Raw genomic sequence first — 20,051 nt, 5'->3', positions numbered from 1 at the left:
ACCTCCGCCGCCGCAGCCGACGCCACCGCCCGCCGGAAACCCGTCAACGTCTCCCGCACATTCGACAGCACCCACCGCTCCTCCACCGTCGCATCCCACGACAGCGGATCCACAAACCGCGGCTTCCTGCTCGTCACACCCCCATCATCAACCCCACCACCGACATTCGAACGGGCTGGCGGAAGAGGTGATCCCGAGAATCCGACCAGCATGTCGGGGTGCCTCGGCGGCTCGTAGGAGGCCCCAGCCGCGCTCGGTCAGCGGCGAGGCGGCGAGGCGTCGAGAAACGGGAACGGGCCGCGGCAGGACTGCCCGGCCGCCTGGTCACTCCGCCGGCAGCGTCACCGTCGGCAGCGGCATCGGCGTGACCGGCGTATGGGTCTGCGACGGCGATGGCGACGGGGTGGACGGCTCGCTCGTCTCGGGGGATGGCGCCGGCTCGCTCGTCTCTGGGGATGGCGCGGGCGCGGTCGGCGGCGGGCTCGTCGCGGGCGGCTGCGTCGTGGGAGGCGGTGTCGTCGCGGGCGGCTGCGTGGGCGGCTGCGTCGTGGGAGGCGGCGTCGTCGCGGGCGGCTGCGTGGGCGGCGGGCTCGTCGGAGGCGGCGTCGTCGCGGGGGGCTGGGTCGTCGGCGGCGGTGTCGTCGGCGGCGTGCTCGGCTTCGGCGTCTCGCTCGGCTTCTCCGAGGGCTGCGGGTTCTCCGACGGCTTCGGCGGCTCGCTCGACTGCGGGCTCTCGGCGGGCTGCGGGTTCTGCGATGCGCGCGGATCAGGAGCCCACGGCGTGATGTCGACCGGCTCGCCGGCCCCGTCGAGGTAGCGACGCGGGTCGACCGGGACGCCGTTCACGTGCACCTCGAAATGGAGGTGGTTCCCGAAGCTGCGACCGGTGTTGCCCACGAGCCCGATGGGATCGCCCGCCTCGACCCAGTCGCCCTCCTCGACCACGCGGCTCCCGTGCGTCATGTGCCCGTAGAGCGTGCGCACGCCGTTGACGTGCTGGATCATGACCGCGACGCCGTAGCCGTAGTGGCTCTCGCTCGAGAGCACGACGATGCCAGGAGCGGCCGCGCCGATGGGCGTGCCGCCCGGCGCCGCGATGTCCATGCCCATGTGGCGACCGTTGCGTGCCCCGAACTGGTCGGTGAGCACGGGGTTCGCGATCGGCCACAGGAAGGTGTCGAGGGACGCGAGCTTGCCGTCGTCCCCGAGGCGCGAGAGGTCGACGTCGATGCCCGCGGCGATCGCCGCGCGGATGAGCTTCTCGCGCGCCTCGCGCCGCAGCTTCGTCACCTCGTCGACGGTCGTCGCGCCGTAGTCGCTTCCGGCGAGCGCGGGCACCTCGATCGCGCCGGCCTCGGCGAACGCCGCCGCCTCATCCGAGAGGCCCGCGGTCGGCGACTCGGGGCGCTCGAGGTCGTCGGACACCTCGCCGTCGTCGACCGCGATCGAGACCGCCGCGACCGGCTCGCTCTCGGGCGGCGCGCCGGCCGCCGCGAGGGCGCCGGCTCCGGTGGCCGCGGCGACGAGGGCCGCCACGATGACGCTCGCGTGCGCGGCGCGCGTCGAGCGCACCCGCGTCGCGGATGCGTCGTTCGACTCGCCGTCGGAAGTGTCCTGCTGCATGTTTCCCCCGCGCCTATACTGACCGGTTCTCGTCGCAGACGGAAGACCCGCGGCGAGATCGGCCGTGCGGGGTGCCCGCGCACCTCCTTCAGCTGCGGGCCATCCGATGCGAGGATGGCCCGCATGAGGCGGGTCAGGGTGGTCGTCGAGGGCGTCGTCCAGGGCGTCGGATTCCGGTGGAGCACGGCGCGTCAGGCGGAGCGCAGGGATGTCGTCGGCTGGGTCCGCAACGTGGGCGCGGATCGCGTGGAGGCCGAGCTCGAGGGCGGCTCCGACGCCGTCGACGCGGTCGTCGACTGGATGCGGCAGGGGCCGACCGGCTCCCGCGTGGACGACATCGCGATCGAGGAGATCGCCCCGACGGGCGCGACCGCGTTCGAGCTGCGCCCCTCCGTCTGAGCTACTCGACGAACGTGACGTCGACCTGGATCTCGGCGGCGATCCGCTCGAGGTCGGCGACGACGTCGGCGAGATCGACGTCGTCGGGCACCCGCAGCTCCGCCGTCGCCTCGAACAGGCGCCCGCCCGCCATGGCCGCGTCGCGCGCCTCGGTCGCCATCGACTCGATGCTCAGCGACCGGGCGCGCAGGGCAGAGGAGATCTCGCGCACGATGCCCGGACGATCGTGCCCCAGCACCTGGAGCGTGACGCTGCGGCCGCGCGGCGCGTGCACCTCCTCGGCGGCGCGCACGACCACCGTGAGCAGCCCTTCGAGGCCCTTCAGTCCCTCGCGGAGCGCGTCGACGCGCTCGGGCGGCACCGAGACCTGGATCACGCCCGCGAACGTGCCGTCGAGCTCGGCGAGCCGGCTGTTCTCCCAGTTGGCGCCGTGGGCGTCGACGACGTCGGCGAGGGCCGCCACGAGGCCCGCGCGGTCGTCTCCGATGACGGTGAGGACGAGCGATGTCACGCTCCCCACCCTACTGAGCGGCCCCGCCGCGCGCAGTCCCCGCTAGCGCGCGTCGCGACGAGCTTCAACCCCACGACAGGGCGCCCTCCGACGTGCGACCGTGAGGAGATGAACCACAGGTGGCAGCAGCTCGACGCCGAGTTCCGACGCGAATGGACGGGGCACCCCGTCGACGAGATCGAACCGCACGCGCGGAAGATGGTCGACCGGCTCAGCCCCGGGGTCTCGTCGGAGCTCGCGCGCGCCTACGCGATCTCGGTCTCGGAGGGCCGCCCGTTCGGCCTAGAGTGAGCCCCGCTCAGCTCACCACGGAAGCGGGCGCTCCGGCCCGCGCTCGCTGTCGTCGGGGAGGTCGGGCAGCTCGTACCCGCCGGCCCTTATGCAGAGCCACCGCAGCTGGCCATCCGATTCGGGGTGCGCGCGCCACGTTCGCCAGACGCCCTGCCCCACCCGGACGATCGTCCCGGGGCCGACGTCGACGACGTCGTCGTCGAGCCCCATCTGACCGCGCCCCTCGAGGAACACGTAGACCTCCTCGACGCGCGCATGGCGGTGCCAGTAGCCCGCCTGCTCCCCGGGCTCCAGCGCGTTCGCCGTGAGCCCGATGTACTGCATCGCGAGCTCGAAGTCGACCACGCGCCGTCCGTCGCGCGAGCTGTCGGGGCGGAAGCCGCCGAAGTGGTCGCGCCACTGGTCGAGGCCGCCGATCTCGCTCACCTGGTAGTCGCTCATGCCGCCACTCTAAGAGCGTCCGGGCGCATGGGGCTCTGCCCGCGCGCCGTTATCCAGCCGTGATGTATCAGATCCGGCGCTGACCTCTCCTCCCCTGTGACGGGAGGCGCCGGCGAGCGCGCGCCTCCCGGATGTCCACGGCGAGGCGCAGCGGGGAGACGCGATGTATTCCGGTATCGGGGAGCAGGGACCCACATCCGCCACGAGGACACCCGGCTCGCGCATGCGCCGTGGCGGAGGACACCGGTGACCGTGCTCGAGCGGGCGCTCGTCCTCGCGCCGAGCAGCCGTCTCGTCTCCCCCTCGCGGGCGAGCCGCGAAGCCGCTCCCGCGATCCGCACGCCGCGCATGGCCCCCTCGCTCGAGCGGAGACGGCGCCTCGAGCGCCGCCACACGGCGCGCGTGCTGCTCTCCGACGCCGGCGTCGTGGCCCTCGCGGCGCTCGTCGCCGGAGCCGTCTCCTCGACCGGCCCGTCGGCCGCCGCGACGCTCGCCGCACGCGGCACCCTCGCGCCGTCCTCCGCGGTCGTCGCCCCCGCGCTCCCCGTGCTCTTCGCGGTCGCGCTCGGCCTCTTCTGGTGGATCGGCCTCGCCATCGCGGCACCGCGGAGCGTCCACGACACCCGCGGACGCGAGCTCGCGCGGGTCGCCGCCGTCACGCTCGACGTCTTCGGGCTCCTCGGCCTCGGCCTGGTCGTGACCGGCGCCCCCGCGATCTGCGCGCAGCTGTTCGTCGCGGCGCCGATCGGGCTCGCCGGCCTCCTCGCCGCGCGCACCATCTGGCGACGCCGGCTCACGGCCGAGCGCGCCGCGGGCCTGCGTGTCTCGCGCGCCCTCGTCACCGGCCGCCCCTCCGACGTCGCGCGCGTGTCGTCGACGATCACCGGCAGCGACGCCTCGGGGTACCGCGTCGTCGGCGCCGTGGAGTTCGACGAGGCGCCGCGCACGCAGGCGGCCGCGATGCACATCGCGCAGGAGGCGGCTCGACGCGACGCGGACGCCGTGATCGTCGCGAGCACGGCCGCCTCGGACGCCGACTTCGTGAAGCGCCTCGGCTGGTGCCTCGAGGGCACGGCCGCCGAGCTCATCGTCGCGAACGGCGTTATGGACGTCGCGCGGGCCCGGATGTCGCTGGACGCGGTGGGCGGGCTCCCCCTCGTCCGCCTCCGGATGCCGGAGTACGACGGCGGCGCCCTCGTCCTCAAACGGGCGTTCGACATCGTCGTCTCGACGGTCGCGCTCGCGGGCATCGCGCTGATCACCCCCGTCATCGCGCTCGCGATCGCTCTCGACTCCCCGGGCCCTGTCTTCTTCACGCAGGAGCGCGTGGGGCGCGACGGGCGCACGTTCCGGCTCGTGAAGTTCCGGTCGATGCGAACGACCGCGGAGGCCGAGCTCGCGCAGCTGCGCGCGCAGAACGAGGGCGCCGGCCCACTGTTCAAGCTGCGCCGCGATCCGCGCGTCACGCGCGTCGGCCGCTTCCTGCGGCACTACTCGCTCGACGAGCTGCCGCAGTTCTGGAACGTGCTCGTCGGCGACATGAGCGTCGTCGGGCCGCGCCCGCCGCTTCCGAGCGAGGTCCTCGCGTACGACGACGCGACCGTGCGGCGGCTCTACGTGAAGCCCGGGATCACGGGTCCCTGGCAGATCGGCGGGCGCAGCGACCTGTCCTGGCAGGAGAGCGTCCGGATCGACCTCGGCTATGTCGAGAACTGGTCGCTCCAGGACGACATCTCGATCATGTGGCGCACCGTCAGGGTGATGGTCCGCCCGAAAGGAGCGTACTGATGTCCGTCATCCTCCCCGGCCACGCGCTGCCGGTCCCCTCGTTCGCCCGCGCCGCAGCGCTCAGCCGGCCGGCGGCGGCCGAGCAGGGCATCGGGCTCGGCGAAGCCCGCATCGTGGACGGCGTCCCCGTGCAGTCGCTCACCATGGCCGCCCTCGTCGACGCGATCGTCGCCATGACGCGCACGACGGGCGTCGACGTCCTCGTCGGCGTGAACGCGCACGTCGTGAACCTCGCGCGCCACGACGCGACGCTGCGCCGATTCCTCGCGACGACGACGATGAACTACGCCGACGGGCAGTCCGTCGTCTGGGCGACGCGCCTGCTGGGCGCGGCGCTGCCCGAGAGGGTCGCGACCACGGATCTCGCGGCTCCGCTGCTCGCGGCCGCCGCGCGCGACCGGCTGCCCGTGTACTTCTTCGGCGCACGCCCGGGAGTGGCTGCGGCCGCGGCCGAGCGGATGGCGCAGGAGCTGCCGGGTCTCGCGATCCGCACGAGCCACGGGTACATCCCCAACGAGGAGTCGGATGCGCTCATCCGCGACATCCGCGAGCACGGCACCCGGATCCTCTTCGTCGGGCTCGGCGATCCCGTGCAGGAGCGCTGGGTCGAGCGGCACCGCGATCAGCTGCCGCCGGTCGTCCTGACCTGCGGCGGGCTCTTCGACTGGCTGAGCGGCACGCATCGCCGGGCGCCGCAGTGGATGATCCGCGCCGGTCTCGAGTGGCTGTGGCGGCTGGGCCTCGAGCCGCGTCGGCTCGCGCGCCGCTATCTCGCGGGGAACCCCGCATTCGTCGCCGCCGTCGTCCGCCAGCGTCTCGCCGAGGCCTCGCGACGCCCGACCCGCATCGCGCACCACCGGGCAGCATGAGCACCGTCGCCGCATCCGACCGCGCCGCCCTCGCCCGGGGCAGCGCGCTGAGCTTCGCCGGGTCCGCGGCGAGCGCCGTCCTCGGACTCGCGCTCGTCGTGCTGCTCGGCCGGCTGCTCGGCGACGTCGGTGCGGGGATCGTGCTGCAGGTGATCGCGCTCTTCACGATCGCACTCGGGTTCGCCCGGTGGGGCGCCGACTCCGCCGCGCTGTGGATCCTGCCCCGCCTCGCCGACGGCGAGCGCGGCGCCATCCGCCCCGCGCTCGCGCACCTCATCGCCGTCGCGGGGCTCGGCGGAGCGGTCGGCGCGGTCGCGCTGACCCTCGGCGCCGCGCTTCTCGACGGCCCCGTGGCCGCGGCGCTTCCCGCGGCCGCATGGTGTCTCCCTCTCGCGGCGATGATGCTGACCGCGCTCGCCGGGGAGCGAGCGCTCGGCGGGGTCGGCCCCTACGTCGCGATCGGCGGCGTCGGGCTCCCGGCGCTGCGGCCGGCGGCCGTCGCCCTCGCCGTCGCCGCAGGGGGCGGCGTGGTCGCCGCGAGCTTCGCGTGGGCCGCGCCCGCGGCCCTCGCCCTCGCGGCGGCCCTGCTCGTCCTCCGCCGCCGGGTCGACGCGCTCGGCGTCGAGCCGATGACCGCGAGCGCGTTCCGGTCGTCCGGTCTTCCGCGGCGCCTGCGCCGCTACGCGCTCCCCCGTGTCGTGTCGGAGTTCCTGTCGCAGCTGCTCATCTGGCTCGACGTGCTCATCGTCGGCGCCATCGCCGGCCCGGCCGCTGCGGGGGTCTACGGCGCCGCCACGCGGATCGCGTCCGCCGGATCACTCGTGGACTCCGCCATCCGCGTGGTCGTCTCGCCCGTCTTCAGCCGCCTGCTGCACCGTCGCGACCACGCGGCCCTCGCCGACCTCTTCCGCGCCGCGACGACCTGGCTCGTGCTCTTCAGCGCACCGCTCTACCTGCTCCTGGCCGTGTTCTCGCCGCTCGCCCTGTCGCTGCTCGGGCCATCCTTCGAGGAGGGCGCGGTCGCGCTCGCCGCCCTCTGCCTCGGGTCGATCGTGACCTTCCTCGCCGGCAGCGTCCACTCGGTGCTCCTCATGAGCGGCCGCAGCGGTCTCGCCGCGACGAACAAGGCGATCGCAGTCACGGCTGACGTGGTGCTCCTGCTCGTGCTCGTCCCGCTCTGGGGCGTCACCGGCGCCGCCGTCGCGTGGGCCGCGGCCTGCCTCCTCGACGCGATCCTCGCGACCATCCAGGTGCACCGCGTCCTCGCGCTGACCCTGCCGCTCGCGGCGGGGGTGCGCCCGCTGCTCATCGCGCTCTCGACCGTGGGGGCTGCCGCCCTCGGCGCCCGGCTGCTGCTCGGCTCGACCTGGCTCGGCCTCGCGGTCGCCGCCGTCGTCGGCGGCGGCGCCCTTCTCACCTGGGCGCGGTTCGCCCCGCGCTCCCTTCACCTCGACGCCTTCGCCGATCTCGCTCGGATCCGGCGGAGCACCACAGGAGACCCCTCATGAGTCCATATCGCTCCCGGCTGTCCGCGACCGTGGCCGGCTCGGTCGCCGGCGCCGCCACCCTGCTCGTCGCGATCGGCGCCGCGCTCCTCGCGGGCGCCGTCGCGAACGCCGACCCCGGTGACGAGGCGGCTCCGCCCTCTCCGACGCCCACGGCATCCGCGACCCCGACGCCCACCGCATCCGCGACGCCGGTCGCGACCGAGGAGCCAGAGCCACCGCGGCGCGACCGCCCGGCTCCGCCCGCGACGACCCGTCCTGCTCCCGAGCCGGATCGCGACGAGCATGCGGAGGGGCGAGGCCGCTTCGGCGACCGGGATCTCGAGAAGGGTCCGGCCGAGGAGCTCGTGGAGGAGGTGCTCACCCCGCCCGACGCGGAGGATGCGGCCCGCCCCGGCGATCTCGAGGCGCTCCTCGCCGACGTGACCGCCGGCGCCTACCGCGCCGAGCTCGAGGCCCAGTGGCTTGAGCTCTCGGCGAACGGATGGTCGTACGTCGGGGAGTCCCAGGTCGTCGGGCTCGAGATCCTCGCGCTCGACGAGGAGGCCGAGCCGGCCACCGCGCAGGTGAAGGCCTGCATCGACGCGAGCGGCCTCGAGCTCGTCGACGCCGACGGCGAGCGGATCGGCTCCGAGAAGGACACCCACCCGCGGGCCGCCCACCTCTTCGACCTCGTCTACGAGGACGGCACGTGGCGCGTCCTCTCCCGCTCGTTCCCCGACGACCCCGCGTGCTGAAGAAGGGCCCGCTCATGACACTCCGCACCCGCCTCGCGGCGGTCGCCGCGATCGCCCTCATCGCGACGCTGGCCGCTCCGATCCCCGCGACGGCCGCCGATCCGACGCTGCCCGCCCCCGACGGGCGCACCGAGGCGACGGCCGCGGCCTCCTGCTGGGAGGTCGCGCAGGTCGACCCCGACGCCCCGAGCGGCGTCTACTGGCTCGCGACCGCCGCCATGGGCTCCGCGCAGCAGTTCTACTGCGACCAGGAGACGGATGGCGGCGGCTGGGTCCTCGTGGGGCGCGGACGCCAGGGATGGTCCGAGTCCATCCTCGGCTCCGGGACGCCCGCGCAGGTGCGCGAGCCCGCGACGGGCACCGCGGCGTTCACGCCCCGGCAGCTGCCCGGCGCCCTCATCGACCAGCTCAACAACGACCAGCCGATCGGCGCCCTCGCCGACGGCATCCGCCTCGTCCGCGCCGCGAACGCGGCCGGGACGTCCTGGCAGGACACGCGCTTCCGTCTCACCAGCCCGCGCGACGAGTGGACGTGGGAGTTCAACAACCAGCAGCGCGTGGGGTCGTTCCGGATCGGCAACCGCAACGGGACCGGCGGGACGACGAGCAACTTCGGGAACGACAACGGGCTCATCCGCGTGCGCACCATCACCGGCTCCGCCGAGGGCTGGGCGATGGGATTCGGGTACGGCTCCGACATCAAGGGCGCACCCGACGGCACGAGCTACCTGTGGTCGCCGAGCACGAACGCGGGCTACGCCCGGCCGTTCACGCAGGTCTTCATCCGACCGAAGCTCCTGAGCGCGGATGTCTTCGCACCGGTCCCGGCCGGCGGAACGCCCGCGACGGCCGGCACGGCGGTCGCGGAGGCCTTCGCGCAGACCCAGCCGTGGGGTGTCGCCGGCCTCGGCGCCGGCCCATCGACCCTCGAGGGCAGCAACGAGGTGTCGGCCTTCACCGAGAACGTCGACCGCGTCTTCGTGGGCGGCAACTTCACGAAGGTGCAGCGCTCGGCCGGCGGCTCGGGCGCGGTCGAGCAGGCGTATCTCGCGGCGTTCGAGCGCGACACGGGCACCTGGATCTCGACCTTCCGCCCGGTGTTCGACAACCAGGTGAAGGCCCTCGCGCCGCTCCCGGGCGGGCGCATCGCCGTCGGCGGCTACTTCTCGACCGTGAACGGCGAGAGTCACCCCGGCCTCGTCGTGCTCGACGCGACGACGGGCGCGGTGGACGCCTCGTTCACGGGCGCCCTGCTGAACTTCCTCTCCGGCGGCGTGCCCGTCGTGCGCACCCTCGATGTGCAGGGCGACTGGCTGTACGTGGGCGGGTCCTTCACGCACGCCAAGGCCGCGACCGGCGCTCAGGTCTATGCGCGCAACACGGTGCGGTTCTCGATCGCGAGCAGCGTGCCGGACGCGTGGAACCCCGAGTTCAACGGAACCGTCATCAGCCTCGACGCCTCGGCTCACGGCGACCGCGTGTACGCGGCCGGGTTCTTCAGCCAGTCGAAGGGGCGCCCCGCCGACAAGGCCGCTGTGCTGTCGACCGCCGATGAGTCGCTCACGCCGTGGCCGGTCGTGTTCTCCAATCGCACGAGCGGCCGCCAGGGCTACCAGCAGGCCGTGCTCGAGGTCGGAGATCGCGTCTGGCTCGGCGGCTCCGAGCACTCGCTCATGAGCTACCGCCGCGACACGATGGAGATGGCGAGCTCGAACATCACGCTCGCCGGCGGGGACTTCCAGGCGATCGCGTCCGACGGCGAGACCGTGTACGCCGGCTGCCACTGCTTCGGCACGAACTACGAGGGCGCGACCGTGTGGCCCGGCATCGGGACGGCGTGGACCGGCGCGCACGCGATCTACGGCAGCGGCGCCTGGAGCGCCGAGAGCGGCGAGTACCTCGAGTCGTTCAACGGCATCCTCAACACGCGCGCCGGCGCCGGCGCCTGGGCCCTCTTCGTCGACTCGCGCGGCACGCTCTGGCAGGGCGGCGACTACAGCTACTCGACCCGCGCGGGCTATGTGCGCCAGTGGTCAGGCGGCTTCGTGCGCCACGCCCCCTCCGACGTCACGAGCCCGTCGACGCCGGGCGCGTTCAAGGCCGTCAGGACGGCCGAGGGCGTGAACCTCACGTGGACGGCGGCGACGGACGACCGAGCCGTGACCGCCTACCAGGTGCTGCGGGCCGATCGCGTGGTGGCGACCGTCGGCGGGACGTCGGCGGCTCTCCCTCCCGCTCCCGACGGCACGCTCTACGCCGTGCGCGCCGTGGACGCAGCCGGGAACCGCTCGGCGAGCACCCCGGCCGTCCCCGCCGAGGCTGCTCCCGGGCCCGATCCGGCCTCGCCGACGCTCATCGACGCCGGCTCGACCTGGGCGACCCTCTGGTCGACCGCCGCGCCGCCGTCCGACTGGGCTGCTCCCGAGTTCGACGACGGCTCCTGGCTCAGCGGCGCGGCTCCCGTCGGCTGGGGGACGTCGGACATCGCGACCGCCCTCGACACGTCGCTGTCGCCTCGCCCGCTCACGAGCTACCACCGGCACGACATCGACCTCCCGGGCGGCGCGGTCGCGCTGCGCTTCTCGGTCCGGGTCGACGACGGGGTCGTCGTCTACGTCAACGGGACGGAAGTGCTCCGCAGGAACATCGACCCCGGCCCGGTCACCGCGAGCACCTACGCCAACACGGCGGTCTCGGGCACGACGGCGATGGCGCAGCCGTACGTGGCGGAGATCCCCGCGACCGCCTTCCGCACGGGGGCCAACACGATCGCGGTCGAGGTCCACTCCAACTACCGGACCGCGAACAGCCACAGCTTCGAGATGACGGTGACGGCGCCATGAACGCCCAGACGGCGTCGGCGCGGCCCGCGCGCGCCCTCCGCACCTCCCGCACCGCGCTCGCGCAGGCGCAGAAGAGCGGCGCCGGGGTCCCCGCGTACACGCGCTGGATCAATCGCCGCCTCGCGCGCGGCGTCGCAGCCGCTGCCGTGAGGATCGGGATGACGCCGAACGCGGTCACGCTGCTCAGCGCCGCGATGTCGGCGGCGGGCATCGCCGTGATCGCGGCCGCCCCGCCGTCCGCTGGCTCGGGCGTCGCCGCCGCCGTGCTCCTGGCGGCGGGATACGTCCTCGACTCCGCGGACGGCCAGGTCGCCCGGCTCAGCGGGGCGTCGAGCCCGGCCGGCGAATGGCTCGATCACGTCGTCGACGCGATCCGCTCCCCGGCGATCCACCTGGGCGTCGCGGTCGGATGCTTCGTGCACCGCCCTCAGGACGTCTGGCTGATGGGAGTCGCGCTCGGCTTCGCGCTCCTGACGTCGGGCCAGTTCATGAGCCAGATCCTCGCGGAGCAGCTCGCGTCGCGTCACGGCCGCTCGGTCTCGGAGCCGAGCGGCGTCGCCAAGTCGGTCGCGCTCATCCCGACCGACCCCGGCACGCTGTGCTGGGCCTTCGCGCTGTGGGGAGCGCACGCGGCCTTCGCCGCGGTCTACGTCCTCCTCTTCATCGCGAACCTCATCCACGCGGGCATCTCGATGCGCCGCAAGCACCGCCGTCTGAGGTGACGGCTTCACCGGGGGAAGCACGATGTCCGACACCGCACACACCACCACACTCGGTCTCGATCACTACGCTCGCGTGCTGCGCAGGCAGTGGCGCCTCGTCGTCGCCGCGATCGCGATCGGGGCGATCGCCGCGATCGCCTACCTGCTCGTCGCCCCGCAGCGCATCACGGCGACGACCGATGTCAACCTCTCCGTCATCACGACGGATCCCTTCAATCCGCAGCGCGCGGCGTCGGGTCTGCTGGACGACGCCACCGAGGCCGCGATCGCCCGCTCCTACGTCGTGGCCGAGCGCGCGGCGGCCCTGCTCGGCGACGCCGACGCGACGCGCGAGATCCACGACACCGTCGACGTCACGATCTCGGAGGGCGGCACGATCGCCCACGTCTCCGCGACGGCCGCGACGCGCGCGCTCGCGATCGAGCGTGCGGACTCCGTCGCGGCCGCCTACCTCGCCTACCGCAGCGAGCAGGCCGAGAGCCGGCTCGACGTCATGGTCTCGGGGCTCAGCACGCGCATCGACGAGCTCGACGCGCAGCTGGCCGAGGCGAACGCGGCGATCGCGGATGCGGGATCCGGCGCCGCGCAGGCGCAGGCGACGAGCGACCGGGAGCAGATCCTCCTCGAGCTCGAGGGCCTGCTGTCGCAGCGGAATGCGCTGCAGAGCGTCGACACCTCGGGCGGCAGCGTGCTGACGGGAGCCGCCGACAACCCGATCGACTCGGCACCGCCGCGCTACACGACGGCCGCGACCGGGATCGGGATCGGCGCGATCGTCGGCATCCTGCTGGCCTTCCTCCGCGAGCCCTTCGACGGGCGCCTGCGCAGCGGAGCCGAGATCACGCGCGCGCTCGGCGCGCGCGTGCTCGCCACGCTCCGCACGCCGCACCCGCGGACGCCCCTCGAGGCGCCCGACGCCGAGGCGATGCGCATCGCACGCGAGCGCATGCTCGCGGACCTCCCCGCCGGGGCGCGGGCGGTCGCGGTGCTCGACGACACGTCGTCGGAGGGGGCCGTCGCGACGGGGCTGGCGATGGCGACCGCGCAGAGCGGGTTCGCCGTGCGGCTCGTGCTCCCCCATCCTTCCGAGCGGCGCCTCGCGGTCCTCCGGTCGGCCGGAGCGGCGCCCCGGGCCGCCGTGCCCGGGCTCAGCGTCCGCTTCGGGCGCGCGGACCTGCACGGCGAGGCGCGCACCGCCGAGGCGCGGGTCGCCGTCGAGTCCGCGCCCGAGGGGACGCTCGTCATGCTCGCGGTCCCGGTCTCGGCCGGCACGGCCGACCTGCTCGCCGCGCTGCGCCTGGCCGACGCGGTGGTTGTCGTGCTGCAGGAGGGCGCGAGCCGCCGCACCACAGCCGCCGCCCTGCGCGACGAGTCCGCGACCGCGGGGGTGCCCCTCATCGGCGCCGTCGTCGTCCCCCGCGAGCGGCGGCGATCACGGCGCCGCGCAGGCCGACGGGAGGTCGCGCCCGCGACCGACGAGACGCCCGCTCGCGAGGAGTACGCCGATGCGGTCTGACACGGCGTTCGCCCCGGCTCCCGCGCGGCCGACCGCTGCGGAGGCTCGCGGCGACCTGCCTCGCTGGCCGATCACCTCGATGTTCGCGGCGTTCCCCCTCTGGTGGGCGCTCGGGATGGCCGAGATGGCGTGGATCCCGCTCGCCGCGGCCATGGCGGTGCTCCTGATCCGCCGCGGCGACGTCCGCGCGCCGCGGGGCTTCGGGATCTGGCTGCTGTTCCTCGCGCTCGTCGCCGTGTCGGTGATCGGGATCGACACCCCCGGCCGGCTCATCGGGTTCGTCTACCGCGCCCTGCAGTACCTCTCGATCACGATCGCCTTCCTCTACGTCTACAACGCGCGCCGCACGATCACGCTCGACTGGCTGCTCGGCATGCTCACGCTGTTCTGGCTCTTCGTCGTGGCAGGCGGGTGGCTCGGCGTGATCGCCCCCGAGTTCTCCTTCCGGACCCCGCTCGGCTACGTGCTCCCCCGCGGCCTCCAGAGCAACGAGCTCGTGGGCGAGATGGTCGTGCGGCGGGCGACGCAGTGGAACCCGGACGCCTGGACGGTCCTCGATCCGCGCCCGGCCGCACCCTTCCTCTATACGAACGGCTGGGGCAACGCGTACTCGATGCTCCTCCCGCTCGTCATCTCGCACGTGGCGCGCATCCCCCGGGACCTCCGGTTCCTCGGCCTCCTCGTCGCGATCCCGCTCTCGTTCGTCCCCGCGTTCCTCACCCTCAATCGCGGGATGTTCATCGGGCTCGGCGTCGCGGCGGTCTACGGGGGCCTCATCCTCCTCGCCTCCGGTCGCGTCCGCGCCGTCGCGGGCCTCGCTGCGGCGTGCGCCGTGGGCCTCGCCGCGGCCGCTGTGCTCGACGTCGGAGACCGGCTCCTCGGGCGCGTCGAGTCGAGCTCGTCGACCGAGGACCGTGCGGACCTCTACCACGAGACGCTCGTGCGGACCCTCCAGTCCCCGGTCTTCGGCTACGGGGCGCCGCGCCCGTCGTGGACGGAGGGCGCGCCGTCCGCGGGCACGCAGGGTCACGTGTGGATGGTGATGTTCTCGCACGGCCTGCCCGCGCTCGCGGTCTTCCTCCTCGCCCTCCTCTGGCTCGCGTGGTCGACGCGCCATGTGCGCAGGCGGATGACCGCTGTCCACGTCGTGCAGGTGGTGCTCCTCGTCGAGGTCTTCTACTACGGCGTGCTCCCGCACGGGCTCGTGCTGGCCCTCCTCCCCGCGGCCGCCGCCCTTCCCCACGACACAGCTCTCGAGAGGCCGTCCTCATGAACCCCCGCGTCACCGTCGTCATCGCCACCCGCGACCGCCCCGAGCTCCTGCGGCGGGCCGTGCGCTCCGTGCTCGCTCAGGACACGCCGCACCCGCTCGAGATCGTCGTGGTCTTCGACGGATGCGCGGTCGATCCGCTCGCCGACCTCCCGCGCGGTCGCCACCTCGTGCGGACGATCGCGAACGACCGGACTCCTGGACTCGCGGGCGGTCGGAACACGGGGATCCTCGCGGCCGAGGCGCCGCTCATCGCCTTCTGCGACGACGACGACGAATGGGCGCCCGGGAAGCTCGAGGCGCAGCTGCCGCTCCTCGAGGACCCCGACGTCGTCATCGCCGCCACCGGCATCCGCATCCTCTCGACGGGAGGCGCGCACGACCGGCTCCCGCCCGAGCGGGTCGCGCTCGCGGACCTCCTCCGCTCGCGCATCACCGAGCTGCACCCGTCCTCCTTCCTCCTGCGCACGGCCGATGCGCGAGGGCGCCTGGGTCTCGTCGACGAGGAGCTGCCCGCGTGCTACGGCGAGGACTACGACCTGCTGCTGCGCGCGGCCAAGATCGGCCGCATCGCCGCGGTCGCGGCGCCGCTGACGATCGTCCACTGGGACCGGCCGTCGTACTTCAGCGAGCGCTGGCGCGGCATCGCCGACGGCCTCAGCTACCTGCTCGACAAGCACCCCGAGTTCGCTCGATCCGCGCGCGGCCGCGCGCGGATCGAGGGTCAGATCGCCTTCGCGCACGGGGCGCTCGGCGCGCTCGCCCCCGCCCGGCGATGGGCTCGGGCGGCCATCCGCCACGACCTCCTGCAGCCGCGCGCGTACCTCGCGATGTGCGTCGGCCTCCACCTCGTCTCGGGCGGGCGCGTCGTCTCGGCCCTGAATGCGCGCGGACGGGGGATGTGACATGCCGCGGCTCTCCGTGCTCATGCCGGCGTTCGACGCGGCGCCGACGATCGACCGCGCCGTGCGGTCGACGCTGCGCGACCTGCCCGCCGACGCCGAGCTGGTCGTGCAGGACGACGGATCGTCCGACGGCACGCTCGCGGCGCTCGAGCGCATCGACGATCCGCGCCTGCGCGTGCTGACGGGCCCGAATCGCGGCGTCGCCCGGGCGCTGAACGCCCTGCTGGATGCCTCAGCGAGCGAGTTCGTCGCGCGGATGGACGCCGACGACGTCGTCCTCCCCGGCCGCTTCCGCCGGCAGCTGCGGGCGCTGAAGGCCGCGGACGCCGTCTTCACGACCGTCGCCTCCTGGCACGGAGCCGGGGTGCCCCGCCCGCCCTGGCCGTCCGGCATCGGGACCGCGTCCTTCCCGTTCCATCTCCTCCTGACGAACCCCGTCGCCCACTCCACCATGGCCGCTCGGCGCTCCGCGGTCGAGGCCGTTCGCGGCTACCGCGTCGTCCCGAGCGAGGACTACGACCTGTGGCTGCGGCTCGCCTCGTCGGGTGCTCGTCTGCGTCGCCTCGCGGCCCCGTCCCTTCTCTACCGCGTGCACCCGGGGCAGGTCACGTCCGCCGAGGGCTGGCGCCTGCGGTCGTGGAACGACGAGCGCACGCAGGCCGCCTTCGCGGAGCTGTCGGCTCGCGTGCTCGGCGCCCCGCTCCCGCGCCTCACGGCCCTCGCGGTCGCTCCGCTGCCCGCGGAGGAGAAGGCCGCGTGCCTCGACGAGTTCGAGCGGCGGTTCCGCTGTGCGGCGTCGCGGCTCCGGCCGGCGGATCGCGCCGCGGTGCTGCGGCGCCTCGCGCGGCGCGCGGCCTGGTGCCGTGAGCGGATCCGCGCCGCCGCGGACGAGCGAGCGGAGGCCGCGTCATGAGCGCCGCGCGCGATCGCCTCCGCGCGGCGCTCCGGGCCGACCGGGCGGCGAACGCGCGGTACCCGAAGAGCCGGTTCGTGCTCGGCTGGCTGCGCCGCTGCCAGCGCTGGCAGGGCAGCCGTCGGCCCCTCGGCCGCGCGATCTACCTCGCGCACGCCGCGGGATACAAGCTCGTGACGGAGTGGATCATGGGCATCGAGATCCCCCCGACGACCCGCGTCGAACCCGGACTCCGACTGCGTCACGGCATCGGCGTCGTCGTGAACCCCGCGACCGTGATCGGCCGCAACGTGATGCTCCGCCACGGTGTGACGCTCGGCAATCGCCGCACGCCGCATGACTGCCCCGTGATCGAGGACGACGTCGAGATCGGGGTCGGAGCCGTCGTCATCGGCGCGATCACGGTCGGCCGGGGCGCGCGGATCGGCCCCTACGCCGTGGTCGTCAAGGACGTGCCGGCCGGCGGCGTCGTGCGCTCGCCGCGGTCCGAGCTCGTTACCGAGTCGTGATGTATCAGCCGCCGCGGTCCGCGCTCTTCCCCAGTATGCGATCCGTTGAGAGCTCACGGGCACTGCCGCCGTCTGGGGCGGTCCGCGCGGTGCCCGTGGCCCCCGGCCGAGCGGCCCCAGACCCCGATGCCGATGCCGAACCCCCGGCGACGTCCGCATCGGTCGCCTCGGCCGTCCCGGCCGAGCCATGGGAGAGATCCGAGCTCTCTCCCATCGCCCCGGTGGTGCGCCCCCTGCGCCACCGGGGCACCTCCCGCCGTCCCGCCCGCGGGAAGGCGCCCGCATGACGCGCATCGGCTACGCGGCCGGCGCGTTCGACCTCTTCCACGTCGGCCACCTCAACCTCCTCCGCCACGCCAAGGAGAACTGCGACGTCCTCATCGCGGGCGTCGTGAGCGACGAGATGCTCCGCGCCGTGAAGGGCATCCGCTCGGTCGTGCCCACCGCCGAGCGCGCGGAGATCGTCCGGAGCATCCGGTACGTCGACGACGTCCACGTCGAGACGGTGCCGGACAAGCTCGATGTGTGGCGCGAGGTCGGCTTCACCCACTTCTTCAAGGGCGACGACTGGCGGGGCACCGAGAAGGGCCTCCGCCTCGAGCGCGAGTTCGGCGCCGTCGGCGTCGAGGTCGTGTACTTCCCCTACACCGCGCACACCTCGAGCACCGCGCTGCGGCGCGCGCTCGACGCCCTCGCGCCGGCCCTTCCCGTCGCGCGGTGACTCAGAAGCCCGAGCCGTAGCAGACGAAGGGCGCGACGTGCCCGGTCTGGGCCGTCGCCCGCATGAGCGCCTCGGCAGGGTCGAGCCCGCCGACGAGCCCCTCGTGCATCGCGCCCAGCAGCTCGCAGGCGACGTCGTCGGCCACGGTCACGGGGGCCGCGATGACGCAGTGCGACCCCGCGTGCAGCCACGCCCTCGCCATCCCGACCGCCTCCTCGCCCCACAGCGCCGATGAGCGGCCGAGCTCGCACGCCGACAGCACGACGACCGCAGGCGGGCGCGCGATCGCGTCGATGTCGTAGCCGAACAGCGTGCCGTCCGCGAGCTCGAATCCGGACAGGAGCGGCGAATCCGGCGAGTGCCGCCCGTGCGCGACGACGTGGAGCACATCGACGCCCTCCGCGAGAGCCGTCGCGTGCTCGATCCGCGACGCGTCGCCCGTGAGAATGCGCGCAGGGCCCCCGGCGCGCCGCCAGGCCCGCGCACCCGTGTCCGCCTCCTCGTCGCCGCGCGCGACGCCCGGACCCACGACGAACCCGGCCGAGGAGAGCGGCACCGAGCCGCGCGTGGCGACCCAGCGCGATGCCGAGCGGACGTGCGTCACGACCCGGCCGCGCAGCGCCGGCAGCATGCCCCACGGCGTTCCGCGCAGCTCGCCCGGCGCCGTCACGACGATCCTCCTCGGGTCTCCCGCGGCGCGCACGGCCTCCTCGACGAGTGCGCGCGACAGGCACGACAGCCGGGCCTCGAGCGACTCGCGGATGAGCCGGCTTCCGGGCCCCGTGCGCGTCGCCGCGGCCGCGTTGAGCTCGCTGTACAGACCGCGGCGGAGGTCGCGCACGCGCCCCCACGGGATGTCGATGAGCGAGGGCGCTCCGCGCCCGGGCACGACGAGGCACGTGAGCCGGCCCCGGACGTACACGTACGTGAGGAGGGCGGTGTCGCCGTCGAGCGCCGACCGCAGCTCGTCGAGGGAGACCACGGGAGGGCCGTCGGTCGAGGCCGTCGCGACCCACTGACGCTCGCTGATCCGCTGGCGCAGGGACGCCACGCGCGGGTCGGCGACCCAGTCCGACGAGGCGAGCTCGGCGCGCAGCGCACGCAGCTGCGCGAGGTCGGCCGCGTGCTCGGCGTCCTGCGGAGGGCGCACGGGTGAGACCTGCTGGCTGAAGTGGCGCGTGTACTCCGACCAGCGGAAGACCGTGTCGGGGCGGCCGGAGCGCACGCTCGCGGCGAGGCCCTCGATGAAGATCCCCGATCCGTGCACGGCCGTCGACGAGAGCACCTCGAGCGACCCGAACGACCGCTGCCAGGCCGACACCTCGTGGAGGCCCGCCTCGGCGTGCCGGCGGGCGTCCGCGTCGCGCCCGAGGGCCGCCGAGCGGGCGGCCCTCGCCTCGTGGGCGAGCACGCGGACGGACAGCGGGTCGTCGGGATGCAGGCGGGCCGCGCGCGAAGGCGGCCGCCCCGTGCGCGCGAGGGCCGCATCGAGCACGTAGCGGAGCGCGCGGGCCTCGACGCGGAACCCGAAGCGCGACAGCCGCCGCGCGACGCGCGCGCACTCCTCCTCGAGCGCCGAGGGGACGGGCTTCGCCGACGTGCGGTCGGCCGTGGGCGCGAGGAGCGCCCGCAGCCGGACGCCCTCCGCTCGCACCTCCCAGGACGAGCTGCCGAGCCCGCGGAAGCGCCGACTGGCGCGGAGCGCGACCCGGGCGGCGCGACCCGGCTCGTAGCCGAGCAGGGTCTGCGCGAGCTGGAGCTCGGCCTCGCCGCGCGCCTGCTGCATGCGCGCCCGGCCGAACGCCTGGGCGACCTGCTCGAGCAGAGCGGCCGACTCGCGCAGCTGACCCGATTCCCGGAGGACCTCGGCGCGATCGAGGTCGGAGATCGCCGCGGCGACGGCGGAGTCGCGCGCGATCTCCGCGCGCGCGACGGTCATCTCGCTGAGCGCGAGCACGAGGTCCCCCGCGAGGAGCGCCGTGTACCCGAGATTGTGGCGGGCCTGCGCTTCGCCGCCGCGGTCGCCGAGGTCCGCGAAGAGCGCGGCCGCCGCCCGGAACGCGTCGGCGCTCTCGCCGAGCCGTCGGCGCTGCAGAAGCGCGACGCCGCGATTCAGGACGACGTTGGCGCGCGAGGCGGGGCTGTCGATGAGCGCGACGGCCCGTTCGAAGAGCGGGAGGGCGGCGTCGACGTCGCCCCGGTGCAGGAGCAGCGTCGCCAGCTGACCGGAGATGATGCCGCGGGTCTCCTCCGGCAGCATCGGGAAGCGCAGGGCGGTGCGGCAGAGCAGCTCCGCCCCGTCCGGATCGCCGAGCTGCCCGAGCGCGTAGGCCAGCGACGCGCTGATCCGCGCGCGCAGGACATCGTCGTCGGCGGCCTCGAGGGCGCGCACGAGAAGCCGCCTCGCGGTGCGCAGCCGCTTCGCGTTGGCGGCGTCGACTCCCCGGCGGAGGAGCTCCTCGACGGGAAGCTCCGGGCGCGAGGCCAC

The 20,051-nt window shown here is 74.4% G+C and carries 18 protein-coding genes; 14 read left to right on the top strand and 4 right to left on the bottom strand.

Annotated elements, in window-relative coordinates:
• Window positions 1-324: 324 nt before the first annotated feature.
• Entirely contained in the window at window positions 325-1,623 is a 1,299-nt protein-coding gene (locus ACOWU6_RS15620; protein ID WP_421076250.1) for a M23 family metallopeptidase, read from the bottom strand.
• A gap of 123 nt (window positions 1,624-1,746) precedes the next feature.
• Here ACOWU6_RS15620 and ACOWU6_RS15615 point away from each other — a divergent pair, with 123 nt between their 5' ends.
• Window positions 1,747-2,022 carry an acylphosphatase gene (locus ACOWU6_RS15615; protein ID WP_421076249.1) on the top strand — a complete coding sequence of 92 codons (276 nt, stop codon included), beginning with the start codon at window positions 1,747-1,749 and terminating at the stop codon, window positions 2,020-2,022.
• A gap of 1 nt (window position 2,023) precedes the next feature.
• Here the strand turns inward: ACOWU6_RS15615 and ACOWU6_RS15610 are convergent, their stop codons facing one another.
• Window positions 2,024-2,533: a glycine cleavage system protein R gene (locus ACOWU6_RS15610; protein ID WP_324012726.1), complete on the bottom strand. Its 510-nt coding sequence runs from the start codon at window positions 2,531-2,533 to the stop codon at window positions 2,024-2,026.
• Between the two features lie 108 nt (window positions 2,534-2,641).
• On the opposite strand from ACOWU6_RS15610, the gene ACOWU6_RS15605 reads away from it, so the two are divergent.
• A complete protein-coding gene (locus ACOWU6_RS15605; RefSeq protein WP_271174693.1) occupies window positions 2,642-2,824 on the top strand; it encodes a hypothetical protein in 183 nt (60 codons plus the stop codon).
• A gap of 12 nt (window positions 2,825-2,836) precedes the next feature.
• On the opposite strand, the gene ACOWU6_RS15600 is transcribed toward ACOWU6_RS15605, so the two are convergent.
• Window positions 2,837-3,265 carry a cupin domain-containing protein gene (locus ACOWU6_RS15600; protein WP_282980465.1) on the bottom strand — a complete coding sequence of 143 codons (429 nt, stop codon included), beginning with the start codon at window positions 3,263-3,265 and terminating at the stop codon, window positions 2,837-2,839.
• Window positions 3,266-3,511: 246 nt separating this feature from the next.
• Here ACOWU6_RS15600 and ACOWU6_RS15595 point away from each other — a divergent pair, with 246 nt between their 5' ends.
• The 12 genes from ACOWU6_RS15595 to ACOWU6_RS15540 all read left to right on the top strand — a co-directional run bounded on the left by ACOWU6_RS15595 (window position 3,512) and on the right by ACOWU6_RS15540 (window position 17,563).
• Window positions 3,512-5,053 carry a sugar transferase gene (locus ACOWU6_RS15595; protein ID WP_421076248.1) on the top strand — a complete coding sequence of 514 codons (1,542 nt, stop codon included), beginning with the start codon at window positions 3,512-3,514 and terminating at the stop codon, window positions 5,051-5,053.
• On the top strand, window positions 5,053-5,922 hold the full coding sequence (locus ACOWU6_RS15590; RefSeq protein WP_421076247.1) for a WecB/TagA/CpsF family glycosyltransferase: 870 nt from the start codon (window positions 5,053-5,055) through the stop codon (window positions 5,920-5,922). The genes ACOWU6_RS15595 and ACOWU6_RS15590 overlap by 1 nt, the downstream gene beginning before the upstream one ends.
• Window positions 5,919-7,430, top strand: a complete 1,512-nt coding sequence (locus ACOWU6_RS15585) for a lipopolysaccharide biosynthesis protein (protein ID WP_421076246.1) — start codon at window positions 5,919-5,921, stop codon at window positions 7,428-7,430. The genes ACOWU6_RS15590 and ACOWU6_RS15585 overlap by 4 nt, the downstream gene beginning before the upstream one ends.
• Window positions 7,427-8,164, top strand: coding sequence for a hypothetical protein (locus tag ACOWU6_RS15580; protein ID WP_282980472.1), 738 nt, complete (start codon window positions 7,427-7,429; stop codon window positions 8,162-8,164). The genes ACOWU6_RS15585 and ACOWU6_RS15580 overlap by 4 nt, the downstream gene beginning before the upstream one ends.
• Before the next feature lie 14 nt (window positions 8,165-8,178).
• Window positions 8,179-11,007, top strand: a complete 2,829-nt coding sequence (locus ACOWU6_RS15575; RefSeq protein WP_421076245.1) for a fibrinogen-like YCDxxxxGGGW domain-containing protein — start codon at window positions 8,179-8,181, stop codon at window positions 11,005-11,007.
• Entirely contained in the window at window positions 11,004-11,729 is a 726-nt protein-coding gene (locus tag ACOWU6_RS15570; RefSeq protein WP_282980476.1) for a CDP-alcohol phosphatidyltransferase family protein, read from the top strand. Before ACOWU6_RS15575 ends, ACOWU6_RS15570 begins: the two co-directional genes overlap by 4 nt.
• Before the next feature lie 22 nt (window positions 11,730-11,751).
• Window positions 11,752-13,245: a hypothetical protein gene (locus ACOWU6_RS15565; protein WP_421076244.1), complete on the top strand. Its 1,494-nt coding sequence runs from the start codon at window positions 11,752-11,754 to the stop codon at window positions 13,243-13,245.
• Complete coding sequence (locus ACOWU6_RS15560) at window positions 13,235-14,518, top strand: O-antigen ligase family protein (RefSeq protein ID WP_421076243.1); 1,284 nt, start codon at window positions 13,235-13,237, stop codon at window positions 14,516-14,518. The genes ACOWU6_RS15565 and ACOWU6_RS15560 overlap by 11 nt, the downstream gene beginning before the upstream one ends.
• Entirely contained in the window at window positions 14,515-15,420 is a 906-nt protein-coding gene (locus ACOWU6_RS15555; protein ID WP_421076242.1) for a glycosyltransferase family 2 protein, read from the top strand. The genes ACOWU6_RS15560 and ACOWU6_RS15555 overlap by 4 nt, the downstream gene beginning before the upstream one ends.
• Window position 15,421: 1 nt before the next feature.
• Window positions 15,422-16,333 carry a glycosyltransferase family 2 protein gene (locus ACOWU6_RS15550; protein WP_421076241.1) on the top strand — a complete coding sequence of 304 codons (912 nt, stop codon included), beginning with the start codon at window positions 15,422-15,424 and terminating at the stop codon, window positions 16,331-16,333.
• Window positions 16,330-16,842, top strand: coding sequence for a serine acetyltransferase (locus ACOWU6_RS15545; RefSeq protein WP_421076240.1), 513 nt, complete (start codon window positions 16,330-16,332; stop codon window positions 16,840-16,842). Before ACOWU6_RS15550 ends, ACOWU6_RS15545 begins: the two co-directional genes overlap by 4 nt.
• Before the next feature lie 283 nt (window positions 16,843-17,125).
• Window positions 17,126-17,563, top strand: a complete 438-nt coding sequence (locus ACOWU6_RS15540) for an adenylyltransferase/cytidyltransferase family protein (RefSeq protein WP_271174706.1) — start codon at window positions 17,126-17,128, stop codon at window positions 17,561-17,563.
• 1 nt (window position 17,564) lies between these two features.
• Here the strand turns inward: ACOWU6_RS15540 and ACOWU6_RS15535 are convergent, their stop codons facing one another.
• Window positions 17,565-20,051: a CHAT domain-containing protein gene (locus ACOWU6_RS15535; RefSeq protein ID WP_421076239.1), complete on the bottom strand. Its 2,487-nt coding sequence runs from the start codon at window positions 20,049-20,051 to the stop codon at window positions 17,565-17,567.

The organism is Microbacterium sp. SA156, from assembly GCF_049065455.1.
GTDB classification, from domain to species: domain Bacteria; phylum Actinomycetota; class Actinomycetes; order Actinomycetales; family Microbacteriaceae; genus Microbacterium; species Microbacterium barkeri.
Note: the sequence above shows the minus strand (reverse complement) of the source record. Positions and strands in the feature narration are given on the sequence as shown.

What these genes read in the sequence shown, in the direction of transcription:
- ACOWU6_RS15620 (WP_421076250.1), bottom strand. Translation starts at nt 1,623, where the DNA reads ATGCAGCAGGACACTTCCGACGGCGAGTCGAACGACGCATCCGCGACG.
- ACOWU6_RS15615 (WP_421076249.1), top strand. Translation starts at nt 1,747, where the DNA reads ATGAGGCGGGTCAGGGTGGTCGTCGAGGGCGTCGTCCAGGGCGTCGGA.
- ACOWU6_RS15605 (WP_271174693.1), top strand. Translation starts at nt 2,642, where the DNA reads ATGAACCACAGGTGGCAGCAGCTCGACGCCGAGTTCCGACGCGAATGG.
- ACOWU6_RS15600 (WP_282980465.1), bottom strand. Translation starts at nt 3,265, where the DNA reads ATGAGCGACTACCAGGTGAGCGAGATCGGCGGCCTCGACCAGTGGCGC.
- ACOWU6_RS15590 (WP_421076247.1), top strand. Translation starts at nt 5,053, where the DNA reads ATGTCCGTCATCCTCCCCGGCCACGCGCTGCCGGTCCCCTCGTTCGCC.
- ACOWU6_RS15585 (WP_421076246.1), top strand. Translation starts at nt 5,919, where the DNA reads ATGAGCACCGTCGCCGCATCCGACCGCGCCGCCCTCGCCCGGGGCAGC.
- ACOWU6_RS15580 (WP_282980472.1), top strand. Translation starts at nt 7,427, where the DNA reads ATGAGTCCATATCGCTCCCGGCTGTCCGCGACCGTGGCCGGCTCGGTC.
- ACOWU6_RS15575 (WP_421076245.1), top strand. Translation starts at nt 8,179, where the DNA reads ATGACACTCCGCACCCGCCTCGCGGCGGTCGCCGCGATCGCCCTCATC.
- ACOWU6_RS15570 (WP_282980476.1), top strand. Translation starts at nt 11,004, where the DNA reads ATGAACGCCCAGACGGCGTCGGCGCGGCCCGCGCGCGCCCTCCGCACC.
- ACOWU6_RS15565 (WP_421076244.1), top strand. Translation starts at nt 11,752, where the DNA reads ATGTCCGACACCGCACACACCACCACACTCGGTCTCGATCACTACGCT.
- ACOWU6_RS15560 (WP_421076243.1), top strand. Translation starts at nt 13,235, where the DNA reads ATGCGGTCTGACACGGCGTTCGCCCCGGCTCCCGCGCGGCCGACCGCT.
- ACOWU6_RS15555 (WP_421076242.1), top strand. Translation starts at nt 14,515, where the DNA reads ATGAACCCCCGCGTCACCGTCGTCATCGCCACCCGCGACCGCCCCGAG.
- ACOWU6_RS15550 (WP_421076241.1), top strand. Translation starts at nt 15,422, where the DNA reads ATGCCGCGGCTCTCCGTGCTCATGCCGGCGTTCGACGCGGCGCCGACG.
- ACOWU6_RS15545 (WP_421076240.1), top strand. Translation starts at nt 16,330, where the DNA reads ATGAGCGCCGCGCGCGATCGCCTCCGCGCGGCGCTCCGGGCCGACCGG.
- ACOWU6_RS15540 (WP_271174706.1), top strand. Translation starts at nt 17,126, where the DNA reads ATGACGCGCATCGGCTACGCGGCCGGCGCGTTCGACCTCTTCCACGTC.